Raw genomic sequence first — 15,850 nt, 5'->3', positions numbered from 1 at the left:
ACCCCCCCAGAGAAAGGCACCGTCGATGAGCAGCTGGGACGAGACCATCTTCGCTGACGACAGCAGTACCGATTTCCTCACCGAGTGCGACGACGTGGCTGACGACGATCGCGAGCTGGTACTTGCGCTGCAGGACGCCTGCACCGTCGCCCTCAATCACGCGTCCCCGGGGGACGCCGACCACACCACCGGGCTCTGCGCGGCGACCGTGGCTGCCGTGTGGGCCGGTGCCCCCTTCACCGCATCCGATGTCGTCGACGAGCACCCCTTGATCCGCTCCCGGATCGGCGACTGCCCGGACGAACTGCAGGAGGTCGCCCTCCCGGTTCTCGACGGCCAGCTGGAGCGACTGGGGGAGGACGCCCCGGACGGCCTGGAGACCAGCGTCGAAGCACTGAGTTGACCGTGATCCGGCCTCGGCTGGCTGCGCCGCGGTAGGGCCGCGCTAGGGTGGATGGAGTTGTCTGATTAACCCCGCCCTATGAAGGAGCACCCCACCCATGGCTGATTCCGCAGGATCTTCCGCCGACCTCACCTTCGATCCGCTGGCCGACCTCACCGTCGATACGGCCGGCGACCTCCAGTACAAGGTCCGGGACCTTTCCCTCGCGGGGTCCGGCCGTCACCAGATCCGCCTGGCGGAGTACGAGATGCCCGGTCTGATGGAGCTGCGTCGCGAGTACGCCGACGAGCAGCCGCTGGCCGGCGCGAAGATCGCCGGCTCGATCCACATGACCGTCCAGACCGCGGTCCTCATCGAGACCCTCACCGCCCTCGGCGCCGAGGTCCGCTGGGCGTCCTGCAACATCTTCTCCACCCAGGACGAGGCCGCCGCGTCCGTCGTCGTCGGCTCCGGTACCCCTGAGGCCCCGACGGGCGTCCCGGTCTTCGCCTGGAAGGGTGAGACCCTCGACGAGTACTGGTGGTGCCTGGAGCAGGTCTTCGACTGGGGCGACGACAAGCCGAACATGATCCTCGACGACGGTGGCGACGCCACCAACGCCGTCATCGAGGGCACCATCTTCGAGGGCAACGGCCTCGTCCCCGAGCCCTCCACCGAGGATTCCGACGAGTACCAGGCCTTCCTGCGGATGCTCGCCCGCGCCTACGGCAAGGACGCCACCCGGTGGACCGAGGCCGGCAAGGCCATCAAGGGTGTCACCGAGGAGACCACCACCGGCGTCCACCGCCTGTACCACTTCGCCGAGCAGGGCACCCTGCCGTTCCCGGCGATGAACGTCAACGACGCCGTCACCAAGTCCAAGTTCGACAACCGCTACGGCACCCGTCACTCCGTCATCGACGGCATCAACCGCGGTACCGACATGCTCATCGGCGGCAAGGCCGCCCTGGTCGCCGGTTACGGTGACGTGGGCAAGGGAGTCGCTGAGGCGCTCAAGGGTCAGGGTGCCCGGGTCAAGGTCACCGAGGCTGACCCGATCAACGCGCTCCAGGCGCTCATGGACGGCTTCCCGGTCGTCACCGTCGACGATGCCATCGGTGAGGCCGACATCGTCATCACCTCCACCGGCAACCTGGGCATCATCTCCTTCGAGCAGATGCAGCAGATGAAGAACCACGCCGTGCTGGGCAACATCGGCCACTTCGACAACGAGATCGACATGGCCTCGCTGAACCACCGCACCGACGTCACCCGCGTGAACATCAAGCCGCAGGTCGACGAGTTCACCTTCCCGGACGCCAACGGTGACCCGCTGAGCATCGTCGTGCTCTCCGAGGGCCGTCTGCTCAACCTGGGCAACGCCACCGGCCACCCGAGCTTCGTCATGTCGAACTCCTTCGCCGACCAGACCATCGCGCAGATCGAGCTGTTCACCAACGGTGACAAGTATGACAACGAGGTCTACCGCCTGCCGAAGATCCTCGACGAGAAGGTCGCCCGGATCCACGTCGAGGCGCTCGGCGGTAAGCTCACCAGGCTGACCAAGGAGCAGGCCGAGTACATCGGCGTCGACGTCGAGGGCCCGTTCAAGCCCGAGCACTACCGCTACTAGGGGTTCGCCGACGTGATCATCGCGTTCGAAGGCATCGACGGTGCCGGCAAGAACACCGTCGTCACCGCCCTGGAAGCCGAGCTCATCGCCCGGGAGATCCCGGTCGCCCGGCTGGCCTTCCCCCGCTACGAGACCTCGGTCCACGCGCAACTCGCCTCCGCGGCGCTGCACGGTGGCATGGGCGACCTGGTTGATTCCGCCTACGGCATGGCGACCCTGTTCGCCCTGGACCGGGCGGAGGTCGCCACGGAACTGACCGGCTTCGACGAGGACGGCTACGTGGTCCTGCTGGACCGCTGGGTCGCCTCGAACGCGGCGTATTCCGCGGCACGGCTGTCGCAGGACGCCTCAGCAGGCGGTGAATCCTCCGAGGTCGTGGCCTGGGTCGATGACCTGGAGTTCACGCAGCTCGGCATTCCGGTGCCCGACCTGCAGGTCCTCGTCAACGTCCCGGATTCGGTGACGGCCGGTCGGGTCGCGGCCCGTGCTGAGGAGGACGCCGGGCGCGGAGTGGACGCCTATGAGGCAGACGGCGGGCTCCAGGCCCGGACGCTGGCGGCCTACCGTGCCCTGGCCGACGCGCGGTGGAACTCTCCCTGGCTCGTGCTGGACAACAGCGGTGACAGGTCGGCCCTCGATGCGCAGCTCGTCGAGCTCGCCGATGCCGTGGCGGACACCGTCGCTGCCGAGGCTGCAGAGGCCGAGGTCCCCGACGAGGACTGAGGCCTGGCGATCCCCGAGTCACCTCCAATGTGACAGACTGTTCACCATGGCTGCCAAGATTCTCGTCGTCGACGACGACCCCGCTATCTCCGAGATGCTGACCATGGTCCTGCAGGGAGAGGGGTTCAGTACGGTCACCGTCGGCGACGGTGCCGAGGCCGTCGAGGCCGCCAGGACCCAGCACCCGGACCTCATCCTCCTGGACCTGATGCTCCCGGGGATGAACGGCGTCGACGTGTGCCGGGCCGTCCGCGATTTCTCCGCGGTCCCGATCGTCATGCTCACCGCGAAGACCGACACCGTCGACGTCGTCCTCGGTCTGGAGTCAGGTGCGGACGACTACGTGCCGAAGCCTTTCAAGCCCAAGGAGCTGGTCGCACGCGTCCGCGCCCGGCTCCGCCGTATCCCGGAGGAGACCCCGGACACCGCCACTGTCGGCGATGTCACCATCGACTTCGGTGGTCACCAGGTCACCCGTGACGGTGCCGTCATCCAGCTCACCCCCATCGAGTTCGAACTGCTGGCCACCCTCGCCTCCCGTCCCCGCCAGGTCTTCTCCCGCGAGGAACTGCTGGAGCGTGTATGGGGATACCGCAAGAACTCCGACACCCGGCTGGTCAACGTGCACATCCAGCGCCTGCGTTCCAAGGTGGAGAAGGATCCGGACAACCCGGTGATCATCCAGACCGTGCGCGGCGTGGGCTACAAGACGGGCGAGTGAAGGGCGTCTCCCCCGTGAGCAGCGAGACATCCGCATCCGCGGCGTCCGACCCTGAGCAGGGGGATGACGCCGCCCTGTCCGGTACCCCCGGATCCACCGCCGCCCCCACCGGTTCCACGGACGCCGCTGCGTCCGCGGATCCTGTCGTCGACCCGCCGTCCGCCACGCACCACGTGCGAGGCGCTCTCGGCCGGTCGATCCTACCGTTCTCCCGGGGCCGCGGTCACCGGCCCGGGAACGGCCAGGGTAGCGGTCACCAGGCCGAGGACCCCCGGAGGGCACCCCGGGGTGAACTCAAGGACGTCGGCTTCCGCGACGCCCTGAGGTTGTTTATGAGCCGGCCCCGGACGTTCCTGCGCCGTGCCCGGGTCGTACTCTCCCAGCGCTGGCGGACCTCGATCCAGACCCGCGTCATCGGCAGTGTCTTCCTGTCCTCCCTCGTCGTGATCATGGCGCTCGGTTTCGTGCTCACCAGCTTCGTCAGTCAGCAGCTGCTCGACGAGAAGCACGATGTCGCGACCTCCGCGGTCGACCGGGCCCGCGTCACCGTCGAGGAACAGCTCAGATCCTCGGACAACTCGAATTCCCTGCAGCTGCGGATCAACGCCGCCCGTGCGTCGTTGACCGAACGTAGCAGCGGCGCCGCCGAGTCCTCCGGCGGATCCAGTACGGTCTTCGAACCGGTGGTCATCGCCCCGGACATCAACGGCCGGGACGTCTCGAGTCCGGAACAGCAGCAGATCCCGGAGAGCCTCCGTACCTTCGTCCGCCAGGGCAGGGTCGCCGACCAGTACGCGACGGTGGACCGTGCCTCCGGGAAATACAAGGCCCTGATCATCGGCACGCCGGTGGCGTCGGACATCCAGGGTCTCGAGCTCTATCTGGTGCTTCCGCTGGACAATGAGGAATCGACTCTCGGCCTGATGCGCGGTCTGCTCCTCGCCGGTGCCGTGACGTTGCTGGTGCTCCTGGTCGTCATCGCCTGGGTGTTCTCCCAGCAGCTCACGGTGCCGGTGCGCACGGCGTCCCGTATCGCGGAACGTTTCGCCGCCGGGCATCTGCGCGAGCGGATGGCCGTCGACGGTCAGGACGAGGTCGCCCGTCTGGCGATGAGTTTCAACGATCTCGCGGAGAACCTGTCCCACCAGATCCGTCAGCTGGAGGATTTCGGCTCGCTGCAGCAGCAGTTCACCTCGGATGTCTCCCACGAGCTGCGCACGCCACTGACCACCGTCCGCATGGCCGCCGACCTCATCCACGACAATGCCGAGGACCTCGACCCGATGACGCGCCGCGCCTCGGAGCTGATGCTCTCCGAGCTCGACCGTTTCGAGATGCTGCTCGGCGACCTGCTGGAGATCTCGCGGCACGACGCCGGTGTGGCCAACCTGTCGCTGGAGATGATCGACGTGCGCGGCGTGGTGAAGTCGACGCTCGAACAGGTCCGCGCGATCGCTGAGGAGGTCGGCTGCCCGATCATCCTGGATCTGCCGGACGAACCGGTGAGCGTCCAGGTCGATTCCCGGCGCGTCGAGCGCGTGCTGCGCAACCTGCTGGCCAATGCGATCGACCACAGTGAGGGACGCCCGGTCGACGTCACGATGCGCACGGGGGACGGTTCGCTGGCGGTCACGGTGGTGGACCACGGGGTGGGGCTGACCCCGGGTGAGGCGGATCTGGTGTTCAACCGTTTCTGGCGCACCGACCCCTCCCGTGAGCGCCGCACCGGCGGTACCGGACTTGGCCTGGCCATCGCCAAGGAGGACGCCCTGCTCCACGGTGGTCGACTGGAAGCCACCGGTGAGCCCGGGGTGGGTGCCTGCTTCCGGCTGACGCTGCCGTTGGAGCCCGGTGAGGAGGTCCGTTCCTCGCCGCTGCCGCTGGAGGTCCATCCCGAGTCGGCGGTGCCCGCCGTGGAGGACGCCCCGGTGGTGCCGGAGCTGCCGGAGTACCCGGCACCCGCCGACGCCGACGCTGTCGACGTGTCCGCACACGTGGATGCCGCAGAAGCAGCGGAAGCCTTCGAGGCGATGGACACCATGAACGTGGTGGACGCCTACGGCGGATTCGAGGGCTTCACCGAGGAGGAGGTCCGCAAGGCCCTCGAAGAGGCGGCGGACATGGACGAGTATGACGAGTACGACGAGCATGACGACAACGCCGACAACGCCGACAACGCCGACAACGCCGACAACGGCGACAACGGCGACAACGGCGACAACGGCGAGGACCGTGAGGACAGGGAGGACCGCCATGAGTGACCGTCAGATCCGGACCGCCGGTGCCCTGCTCACGGTGGCCGCGCTGGGCTCTGTCGTCGGCTGTGCCACGATCCCGGGCAGCTCGTCCCCGGAGGTCATCAGCTCCTACGCGGCGTCCCCCAGCCTGGACAATGTGCCGGTCCCGCAGCCGGGACAGGCGCCCGACCTCCTGCTGCGGTCGTTCTTCTCGGCCTCCGCCCACCCGCTGAACAACCACCAGGCCGCCCGTGAGTTCCTCACCTCCGACGCCGCCGACAGTTGGCAGGACGCCACGGGCACTCTCATCCTGTCCCGCATTGACCTCAACGCCGACGGTGCGGCGTCGGGAAACGGTCTGAGTTACACGGTCCGCGGCACGGTGACCGGCTCGCTGGGCACCGGGGGAGCGTTCCAGGCCGGCTACCGCTCCTACGAGGACACCATCGACATGGTGCTCGTCGACGGTGACTGGCGGATCGACCGGCTGCCGTCGGGTGTGATCATGGACCGCAATGACTTCACCTCCGCCTACCAGGCCAGGGACATCTACTTCCTCGATCCGACGCGCCGGTTCCTTGTCCCGGACCGCCGCTGGACCTATTCGCGGCAGGAGAACGTCGGCTCGTCGCTGATCTCCCTGCTCGCCGCCGGTCCGCGGGACAGTCTCGCGGACGGTGTCGTCTCGTCCCTGTCCTCCGACGTCGTCGTGAAGGCGCGGGACGGGGAGTCCGGCGGATTCACCGTGGACCTGCAGGGCCTGTCGGCGATGGACGCCGAGGGTGTCCGGACGCTGGCCGCGCAGATCATCTGGACACTCGCGGACTCCGATGTCCGTGGGCCCTACCGGATCCTCGCCGACGGAGTCCCCGTGGGGAGCGGACAGTCGGAGCCGGGGGACACGTGGAGCATCGACGATGCCCGTGATCTCGACCCCCATGCGGTGCCGGACGAGCCGTTGCGGGCTCTGCGCGACGGTGCTCTCGTCGATGTCTCGGACGACGGCGCCTCCTCCGTCGGCGGCTGGACCGCGTCCGGGGAGCTGGAGTCTGCGGCGTACTCTTCCGACGGCACCGTCGCCGCGGTCTCCGGCCACGGGGACGAGCCACGTAGCCTCCTGGTCGGCGCCCCGGAGGGGAGCCCGGTGACCGTGAACACCTCGGACCAGATCTCGCGTCCCTCCTGGACCGCCGACGGTCAGTGGCTGTACGCGGTCACCGACGGCGAGCAGGTGCGACGGTGGTCCATGACGGCGTCTGGCCGGATGTCGGAGGCCACGGTGGACTTCGCGATGCTGAACAGTCTCGGACTCGACAACCCCACGATCAGTGAGTTCACGGTGTCCCGTGACGGGACACGGGCGGCGATGATCATCAACGGCCGACTGTTCGTCAGCGTCCTGGAGAATTCCTCCGGCTCCGATGAGTCCCAGGATTCCGCCGGGGCGCGGCTGGGGACCCCGGTCCCGGTGGCCACGAACCTCGGCGATACCGCGGTGTCTGTGGGCTGGCGTCCGGACGGGGAACTGCTCGTCGGCACCCGCGCCAATGACACCCCGGTGTGGATGGTCGCGGTCGACGGTTCCATGCAGACCCAGTTGACCTCGCGGAACGTCACCGCGCCGGTCGTCGCCGTGGCATCCACGGGAACCACGGAGTACATCCTCGACGGCCGCGCCCTGCTGCAGATCGGCTACGGTGCCGGTGAGGTCGGCAGCACCGACACCACCAGTGACTTCTGGCGTGAGGTGCCGGCGCTGCAGGGTGCGCGTGCCGTGCCGGTGACGGTCCGCTGACGGGGCACTGACGGGGCCACAAGGGGGGTCAGGAGATGGGGATCGTCACCGGCATCGCGGACGCCGCCGACCTGGTCTGGCGGCGGGACTGTCCAGGCTGTGCACGTGTGGAACCGGTGCCGGCGGGCCGTGGGATTGGGGTGTGCCGCGACTGTGCCGTGGCGCTGCGGCGTCCTCCGTCGCCGGTCGACGGCTCATTCTCACCCCGCGTGTACAGTGCCGGACCCTACGGTGGGGTGCACCGGGCGATCATCCTGGCAGCCAAGGACCATCACCGGCCGGACGCGGTGACCGTGCTGGGGGAGGTCATCGCCGGGGTGGTGCGCCAACTGGTGACCACCGGGGAGCTGCCGGACCCCAGGTTGGCCCCGGTGGTGCTGCTCGCCGCGCCGACGCGTCCGTCCGCGGCACGGGAAAGGGGCGGCTGTGTCGTGGCCCGGGCGGCGGTGGTGGCGGCGCGCAGTCTGGATGGATACGCGGACGCGGCGGCGGTGGCGTCGCTGGCCGAGGGGACACCCGATTCGGTGGGGCTGTCACGCGCCGCCCGGACGGTGAACCTGTCGCAGGGGCTCGAGCTGGACCGGTCGGAACTGCGCCGGGTGCGGCGCCTGTTGCGGTCACCGGGGGCGGTGGCCTGCGTGGTCGATGACGTGTGCACGACCGGGGCGACGCTGGGAGGATTCACCACGGCACTGGCCGCGAGGGGTGTGATTCCAGCAGCGGGGGTGGTGGCGGCGGGTGCCTGATGTGGGAGATCGGGCATGTGGTGTCTGCTCCGGGGTGTTTCGGGGTGATGAAAAGGGGTAGTGGAGACCCCCACGCGGTCCGTTCCACAGGTACTGTGGGTGGCACAGAACAGGTCACCGGTACACGGGAAGCGGAACACCAGGTTCCGGCTCCGGGTGGCCAGGATTCGGGAGGTTGAGCATGGCTGTCAACGAGCAGACCACCGCAGCTGAGGGCGTTGTCGCCCCGGAAACCCAGGTTGAGATCACGGGTCGGAACGTCGAGATCCCCGAGCACTTCGCCGAACGGGTGAACCAGAAGCTCGCCAAGGTGGAGCGCCTCGACCCGACCCTCACCTACTTCCACGTCGAGCTCCAGCACGAGCGCAACCCGCGTCGTGCCGACGAGTCCGACCGCATCCAGATCACCGCCAGCGGCAAGGGACACATCGCCCGCGCCGAGGCGAAGGAGGATTCCTTCTACGCCGCCCTCGAGGCCGCTGTCGCGAAGATGGAGCGCTCCCTGCGCAAGGTCAAGGCCCGTCGCAAGATCTCGCTGTCCGGGCACCGCGCACCGGTGTCTGTCGGCGAAGCCACCGCGGAGCTCGTCCAGGAAGCGGAGAAGCCCGAGGCGACCCCGGGTCCCTTCGACGTCGATCCCTACGCCGACCAGTTCCTCCCCGGCCAGATCGTCCGTAAGAAGGAGCACCCCGCCACCCCGATCAGCGTCGACGAGGCGCTCAGCGAGATGGAGCTCGTCGGTCACGACTTCTTCCTCTTCGTCAACGAGGAGACCGGGAAGCCCTCCGTGGTCTACCGTCGCCACGGCTACGACTACGGTCTGATCGCCCTGAAGGCGCCGGTCGCCACCCCCGGCGAGTAGCTGACTGACCGACAGTCCCGGTCGACGCCTCTGAGCGTCGGCCGGGACTGTCGTGTGCCAGGGGGATGCGACGGGGTGAAACGCAGCGGTACGGGCACAGGAGCGCCCGTGACCGCTATACTGACGGTTTGACTACGCTCTACAGCGCTTCATCCCGCTCAACCGGCAACAGAAGGACAGGCAGCACGTGCTAGGACTTTCGAAGATTCTCCGACTCGGCGAGGGACGGGCCGTCAAGCGGCTGTCCGCCGTCGCGGACCAGGTCATCGCCAAGGATGACGAGTACACCGCTCTCAGCGACGCTGAGCTGCAGGCGAAGACGGAGGAACTCAAGGAGCGGCTCGAGGCGGGGGAGACCCTCGACGACATTCTCCTCGATGCCTTCGCCACCGCCCGTGAGGCGTCCTGGCGCGTCCTCGGTCAGAAGCACTACAAGGTGCAGATCATGGGCGGTGCCGCCCTGCACTGGGGTTATGTCGCCGAGATGAAGACCGGTGAGGGCAAGACCCTGACCTGTGTGCTCCCCGCCTACCTCAACGCCCTGTCGGGTAAGGGCGTCCACGTCGTCACCGTCAACGACTACCTCGCCAAGCGTGACTCGGAGTGGATGGGCCGCGTCCACCGCTTCCTCGGCCTGGGCACCGACGTGATCCTCTCCGGCAAGAAGCCGGCGGAGCGCCGGGACGCGTACAACGCCGACATCACCTACGGCACGAACAACGAGTTCGGCTTCGACTACCTGCGCGACAACATGGCGCACTCCCTCGACGACCTGGTGCAGCGGAAGGACCACAGCCACAACTTCGCCATCGTCGACGAGGTCGACTCGATCCTCATCGACGAGGCCCGTACCCCGCTGATCATCTCCGGTCCGGTCGGCGGCTCCTCCCAGTGGTTCACCGCCTTCTCGCGCATCGTCCCGAAGATGACCCTGGACATCGACTACGAGGTCGACCGTCGCAAGAAGACCATCGGTGTGCGTGAGGAGGGCGTGGAGTTCGTCGAGGACCAGCTCGGCATCGACAACCTCTACTCCCCGGAGCACTCCCAGCTCGTCAGCTACCTCAACAACGCCATCAAGGCCAAGGAGCTGTTCACCAAGGACAAGGACTACATCGTCCGCAACGGTGAAGTCATGATCGTCGACGAGTTCACCGGTCGTATCCTCCAGGGCCGCCGCTACAACGAGGGCATGCACCAGGCCATTGAGGCCAAGGAGAACGTCGAGATCAAGAACGAGAACCAGACTCTCGCCACGGTCACGCTGCAGAACTACTTCCGCCTCTACGACAAGCTCGCGGGTATGACCGGTACCGCCGAGACCGAAGCCGCGGAGCTGAAGTCCATCTACAAGCTCGACGTCGCCCAGATCCCGACGAACAAGGCCAACCAGCGCACCGACGACATTGACCTGGTGTACAAGACCCAGGAGGCGAAGTTCGCGGCCGTGGCCGAGGACATCGCCGAGCGTGTGGAGAAGGGCCAGCCGGTCCTCGTCGGTACCACGTCCGTCGAGCGGTCCGAGTACCTGTCGAAGCTACTGCAGGCGCAGCACATCAGGCACAGCGTCCTTAATGCGAAGTACCACTCGCAGGAGGCGGAGATCATCGCCCAGGCAGGACGCCTCAAGGCCGTCACCGTCGCGACGAACATGGCCGGCCGTGGTACCGATATCGTGCTCGGCGGCAACCCCGACATCATCTGCGACATCACCCTGCGTGAGCGTGGCTTCGACCCGGTCGAGAACCCGGAGGCCTACGAGACGGCCTGGGACGACGAGATCGTCAAGGCCCGTGCCAAGTCCGAGGAGGAGGCGGAGAAGGTCCGCGAGGTCGGTGGCCTCTACGTCCTCGGTACCGAGCGACACGAGTCCCGTCGTATCGACAACCAGCTGCGTGGACGCTCTGCACGTCAGGGTGACCCGGGTGAGACCCGCTTCTACCTGTCGATGCGCGACGACCTGATGACCCGCTTCGTCGGTCAGACGATGGAGGCGCTCATGACCCGCCTCAACGTCCCCGATGACATGCCGATCGACTCGAAGATGGTCTCCAACGCCATCAAGGGCGCCCAGTCGCAGGTCGAGAACTCCAACTTCGAGATGCGTAAGAACGTCCTGAAGTACGACGAGGTCCTCAACGAGCAGCGCAAGGTCATTTACGGTGAGCGCCGTCAGATCCTCGAGGGCGAGGACGTCCGCGACCAGGTCCGCGCGATGATGGACGACACCATCGCCGCCTACGTCGACGGTGCCACTGCCGAGGGCTACGTGGAGGACTGGGATCTCGAGGAACTGTGGAACGCCCTCGACGCGCTCTACGGCCCCGGTGTGAAGGCCCGGGACCTCATCGACGGTGACGAGTTCGGTCGCGCCGGTGAGCTCTCCGCCTCGCAGCTGCTCAAGGCACTGCAGGAGGACGCCCACGCCCAGTACGACGAGCTCGAGGAGGCCGTCACCGCTGTCGGTGGTGAGCAGCAGATCCGTCAGATGGAGCGTGGCGTCCTGCTCAACGTCGTCGACCAGAAGTGGCGCGAGCACCTCTACGAGATGGACTACCTCAAGGAGGGCATCGGCCTGCGCGCGATGGCCCAGCGCGATCCGCTGGTCGAGTACCAGCGCGAGGGTGGCGACATGTTCCGCCGCATGAACGACGGCATCAAGGAGGAGACGATCCGTCAGCTCTTCCTGGTCCGTAAGCAGTTCCAGGAGTCTGCCGCCAAGAAGCAGGCCGAGGCCGGGGCGTAGAGCCTGCCCTGGCCCCGCCTCCGGCACTGCCGGCTCTTCCGGTCACACCAGGGTGACGCTCTCGACGCGCCAGCGCGTGTCGTGGCGGCCCAGGTGACCGACGAGGGCCCGCACCCGCCCACTGACCGCCACACTCGCGGTGAAGGACAGTCGGCGGTGGTGTGACGGGGGAAGGTGCACACGCAGCAGCCGGGACGGGGTGGATCCCGGTGCTGGTCCGGTCCTGGCGGCACCTGCTGTCCCGACGGTGTCCAGTGACTCCCTGATCAGGGACCGCAGGTCGTCAAGGACGGCGGGGGAGAAGGGGCCACGCCGCAGGGCCGTCACCGGACGCCGACCGTCGAAGGCCTCCAACCACAGGCGGAGCAGCCGGGAAATCTCCGCGGTGGCCGCGTCCCGCGCCGGAGTGGTCCTGTCCGTCCCCGTGAGGACGCCGCCAGCTCCGTCAGCTCCGGTCCGCCGGGGGTCCCGGTGCGGTGCGGCGACGTCGGCGGTCGGTGGGGTGTCCTCCATAGCCGTTGCACCGGTCGGCCGACGCAGATACACCAGGCCGGGCAGCGGTACGGTGTGTGCCGCCGAGTGCACCGCCGTGTGCGCGGCGGTCGATTCCGTGGATGTCTTCCCCGAGGTCCCCATGGCCACATCCTAGACCGTGTCGGGCGGGAAGGGGAGGGGACGTGGCACAATGACGGGTATGCGAGCACTGATTGTGGACTACTGTGGCGTCCTCGACGGGGCGGAGGAGGACCGCCGACGCTGGCGCAAGGTCCTCACCGCCGCCAAGGACGCCGGATACGGCACTGCCATCCTCTCCAACGATCCGGGCGGCCCCGCCGCCGACCCGATCCGCAGCTGGCAGGAGGCCGGTTACGTGGACACGGTCGTCCTGTCCGGCGAGGTCGGGGTGGACAAGCCGGAGCCGCGGATCTTCCGGATCACCGCCGAGCGACTGGATGTGCCGGTCAACGACTGCATCCTCGTCGACGACTCGATCCTCAACATCAAGGGCGCGGTCGAGTCCGGTCTCATCGGCGTGTATTACCAGCAGTTCGACCGGGCGATCGTCGAGATCACCGGCCTGCTCGGTCTTGAAGGGACCTTCTGACCATGAGTGTGCGCGTCTACCTTCCCGCCACCTTCGACATGCTCGGCACCCTCGCCAAGGACGGCCAGATGCCGGTGCGCTCGGGTGTCGGCTTCTCACTGACCCCGGCGCTGCGTGAGTTCTTCACCTCCGGGGACGACGAGGAGATCGAGTACCAGGCGTTCCTGGAGGCCTCGCGGGCGTCCCTGCGCCTGCTGACCGCCGGCGGGGAGGAGAAGTTTCCGCACCGTCGTGTGGTGATCTCCGCTGACCTACCCGAGACGTCGGTGTTGGCGAACGCGGACAAGGGCGAAGCGGTCGTGGACGTGTTCCCGGCTCTGCTGGAGACGTCACAGCTCGTGGCGATCCACGTCGACGACGAGGGCAACGAGCCGGCGACGGCGGCGGCCATCGAGGTCGTCGACGCGGCCGACCTGGGGGACGAGGACGCCGAGATCACTCTCGGTGACTGCGAGGACAATCTCATGAGCTGGTACGACGCCAAGGAGCTCGGCGTCCTGGTGGACCTGCTCTAGGCTCTGCGGTCCCGGGGGAACCGTCGATCCAGCAGAACCCCTGCCGGGGACGGGAGGTGATCCTGTCGGCAGGGGTTCTGCTGTGTCCGGGTGGTCAGTTCCGGTCAGCCTAACTAGTGGTGCAGGTCGAAGCGGTCAGCCTCGGCGATCTTGGCCCAGGCGGCGACGAAGTCGTCGATGAACTTGTCGGCGGCGTCGTCGGAGGCGTAGACCTCGGCCAGCGCACGCAGCTCGGAGTTCGAGGAGAACACCAGGTCAGCGCGGGTACCGGTCCAGAGCTCTTCGCCGGTCTCGCCGTCGGTGCAGGTGTAGTGGCCCGGGGCGGCGTCCTGCGGGGTCCACTCGTTGCCCAGGGTGAGCAGGTTGACGAAGAAGTCGTTGCTCAGCACACCGGGGCGGTCGGTGAGGACACCGTCGGTCGAGCCGCCGTGGTTCGCGCCGAGGACACGCAGGCCACCGACCAGGACGGTCATCTGCGGGGCGGTGAGGCCCAGCAGTGCGGCCTTGTCGACCAGCAGGTGCTCGGCCGGGTAGTCCAGGGACGCGCTCTGCCAGTTGCGGAAGCCGTCGGACTCGGGTTCGAGGAAGGCGAAGGAGTCCACGTCGGTCTGCTCCTGGGTGGCGTCGACGCGGCCCGGGGTGAACGGCACCTCGACCGGGTGTCCGGCCTCGGCGGCCGCCTTCTCGACCGCGGCGTTGCCGGCGATGACGATGAGGTCGGCCAGCGACACCTCGCGCGGGGCGTGGGTCTCGTTGAACCCGGCACGCACGGATTCGAGGGCGTGGAGCGCCGTGGCCAGTTCGGCAGGCTCATTGGCCTCCCAGCTGCGCTGGGGCTCCAGACGGATACGCGCACCGTTGGCGCCACCGCGCTTGTCGGTGGAACGGAAGCTCGAGGCCGAAGACCACGCGGTGGCCACCAGCCGGGCGGTCGACAGGCCGGAATCCAGGACGGCCTGCTTGAGCTCGGCGACGTCCGCGGCGGTGATCTGCTCACCGGTGGCCTCGGGCAGCGGGTCCTGCCAGATGAAGGTCTCCGAGGGGACCTCGGGGCCGACGTAGCGGGAGACCGGGCCCATGTCGCGGTGGGTCAGCTTGAACCAGGCGCGGGCGAAGGCGGCGCTGAAGGCGGCCTGGTCGTCCTTGAACTTCCGGGCGATCTTCTCGTAGGTCGGGTCGACGCGCAGCGAGATGTCGGTGGTGAGCATGCGCGGCTCACGGCGTCCTGCGGAGTGCGCCATCGGCACCATGTCGGCGCCCCCGTTGTCCTTCGGACGCCAGTGCCAGTGGCCGCCCTCGCCGCGGACCGGCTCCCACTCGTAGGCGAAGAGGATGTGGAAGAACTCGTTGTCCCAGCGGGTCGGGTGGTAGGTCCAGGTGACCTCCAGACCGGAGGTGATCTGGTCATCACCCTTGCCGGAACCGTTGTGGTTCTCCCAGCCGAGTCCCTGGCGGTGCAGCGGAGCGCCCTCGGGAGCGGGGCCGACATTCTCCTCGGTGTCCGGGGCGGCACCGTGGGTCTTGCCGAAGGTGTGCCCACCGGCGATCAGGGCAATGGTCTCCTCGTCGTCCATGTTCATCCGGTGGAAGGTCTCGCGGATGTCGGGGGCGGCGGCGGCCGGGTCCGGGTTGCCCTCCGGGCCCTCCGGGTTGACGTAGATCAGGCCCATGGTGGTCGCACCGAAGGGCTTCTGCAGCTCACGGGTGGTCTCATTGGTGCCGTTGTAGCGGGCGTCCGTGCCGAGCCAGTCGGACTCCGCACCCCAGAACACGTTCTCCGGCTCCCAGACGTCCTCGCGGCCACCGCTGTAGCCCAGAGTCTCGAAGCCCATGGTCTCCAGCGCGACGTTGCCGGCGAGCACCATGAGATCACCCCAGGACAGGGACTTGCCGTACTTCTTCTTGACGGGCCAGAGGACGCGGCGGGCCTTGTCGAGGCCGCCGTTGTCGGGCCAGCTGTTGAGCGGGGCGAAGCGCTGCTGGCCGGTGCCGGCGCCACCGCGGCCGTCGGAGGCGCGGTAGGTACCGGCGGCGTGCCAGGCCATACGGATGATCAGCGGACCGTAGTTGCCGAAGTCGGCGGGCCACCAGGACTTCGACGTGGTGAGGACCTCTTCGATGTCCTTCTTGACCTCGGGGAGATCAAGTGCCTCGAAGGCGGCGACGTAGTCGAAGTCCGGATCGGTGGGCCGGATCTCCTGCGGGTTGTGGGCGAGCAGGTGGAGGTTGAGGCGCTTCGGCCACCACTGCTGGTTCGGGTTGCCCTCGGTGGGGAATACGAGGCGGTCGTTGTCGGAGCCCGGGGTGGGCTCGCCGGAGCCCCCGTGGATGACGGGGCAGCCGCTGGTCGTGTCAGTCATGGTGTGTATCTCCTGGATCTGTTGT

General features: G+C 67.8%; 13 protein-coding genes. 11 read left to right on the top strand and 2 right to left on the bottom strand.

What is annotated here, in order from left to right:
• The 9 genes from CVA01_RS01760 to secA all read left to right on the top strand — a co-directional run.
• A partial coding sequence (locus tag CVA01_RS01760; RefSeq protein WP_244938087.1) for a DUF4259 domain-containing protein occupies positions 1–403 on the top strand: 403 nt, incomplete at its 5' end.
• A 97-nt stretch (positions 404–500) separates the two neighbouring features.
• Positions 501–2,015, top strand: coding sequence for an adenosylhomocysteinase (gene ahcY, locus CVA01_RS01755; protein WP_170209654.1), 1,515 nt, complete (start codon positions 501–503; stop codon positions 2,013–2,015).
• Positions 2,016–2,027: 12 nt separating this feature from the next.
• Positions 2,028–2,738: a dTMP kinase gene (locus CVA01_RS01750; RefSeq protein ID WP_141328123.1), complete on the top strand. Its 711-nt coding sequence runs from the start codon at positions 2,028–2,030 to the stop codon at positions 2,736–2,738.
• Between the two features lie 46 nt (positions 2,739–2,784).
• The gene (gene mtrA / locus CVA01_RS01745; RefSeq protein ID WP_073883292.1) at positions 2,785–3,459 is read left to right on the top strand and encodes an MtrAB system response regulator MtrA; all 675 of its coding nucleotides are present in this window, start codon (positions 2,785–2,787) and stop codon (positions 3,457–3,459) included.
• A gap of 332 nt (positions 3,460–3,791) precedes the next feature.
• Positions 3,792–5,720 carry an MtrAB system histidine kinase MtrB gene (gene mtrB, locus CVA01_RS01740; protein WP_280528048.1) on the top strand — a complete coding sequence of 643 codons (1,929 nt, stop codon included), beginning with the start codon at positions 3,792–3,794 and terminating at the stop codon, positions 5,718–5,720.
• Positions 5,713–7,491, top strand: coding sequence for an LpqB family beta-propeller domain-containing protein (locus CVA01_RS01735; RefSeq protein WP_170209653.1), 1,779 nt, complete (start codon positions 5,713–5,715; stop codon positions 7,489–7,491). The genes mtrB and CVA01_RS01735 overlap by 8 nt, the downstream gene beginning before the upstream one ends.
• A 35-nt stretch (positions 7,492–7,526) precedes the next feature.
• Positions 7,527–8,237 (top strand): ComF family protein, encoded by a 711-nt coding sequence (locus CVA01_RS01730; protein ID WP_141328121.1) that lies wholly within the window; start codon positions 7,527–7,529, stop codon positions 8,235–8,237.
• A gap of 181 nt (positions 8,238–8,418) precedes the next feature.
• Positions 8,419–9,099 carry a ribosome hibernation-promoting factor, HPF/YfiA family gene (hpf, locus tag CVA01_RS01725; protein WP_014010673.1) on the top strand — a complete coding sequence of 227 codons (681 nt, stop codon included), beginning with the start codon at positions 8,419–8,421 and terminating at the stop codon, positions 9,097–9,099.
• 187 nt (positions 9,100–9,286) lie between these two features.
• Positions 9,287–11,845: a preprotein translocase subunit SecA gene (gene secA, locus CVA01_RS01720; RefSeq protein WP_014010672.1), complete on the top strand. Its 2,559-nt coding sequence runs from the start codon at positions 9,287–9,289 to the stop codon at positions 11,843–11,845.
• Between the two features lie 42 nt (positions 11,846–11,887).
• Here secA and CVA01_RS01715 read toward each other — a convergent pair whose 3' ends face one another.
• Positions 11,888–12,481: an Rv3235 family protein gene (locus CVA01_RS01715; RefSeq protein WP_141328119.1), complete on the bottom strand. Its 594-nt coding sequence runs from the start codon at positions 12,479–12,481 to the stop codon at positions 11,888–11,890.
• A gap of 58 nt (positions 12,482–12,539) precedes the next feature.
• On the opposite strand from CVA01_RS01715, the gene CVA01_RS01710 reads away from it, so the two are divergent.
• Positions 12,540–12,950 carry an HAD family hydrolase gene (locus tag CVA01_RS01710; RefSeq protein ID WP_141328117.1) on the top strand — a complete coding sequence of 137 codons (411 nt, stop codon included), beginning with the start codon at positions 12,540–12,542 and terminating at the stop codon, positions 12,948–12,950.
• 8 nt (positions 12,951–12,958) lie between these two features.
• Positions 12,959–13,465, top strand: a complete 507-nt coding sequence (locus tag CVA01_RS01705; protein ID WP_041630688.1) for a DUF6912 family protein — start codon at positions 12,959–12,961, stop codon at positions 13,463–13,465.
• 113 nt (positions 13,466–13,578) lie between these two features.
• On the opposite strand, the gene katG is transcribed toward CVA01_RS01705, so the two are convergent.
• Positions 13,579–15,825, bottom strand: coding sequence for a catalase/peroxidase HPI (gene katG / locus CVA01_RS01700; protein WP_141328115.1), 2,247 nt, complete (start codon positions 15,823–15,825; stop codon positions 13,579–13,581).
• Positions 15,826–15,850: the final 25 nt, after the last annotated feature.

Origin of the sequence: Corynebacterium variabile (assembly GCF_006539825.1) — a bacterium.
Classification (GTDB): Bacteria; Actinomycetota; Actinomycetes; order Mycobacteriales; family Mycobacteriaceae; genus Corynebacterium; species Corynebacterium variabile.
The sequence above is the reverse complement of the archived record's forward strand: the minus strand, read 5'-3'. Positions and strand labels throughout refer to the sequence as shown.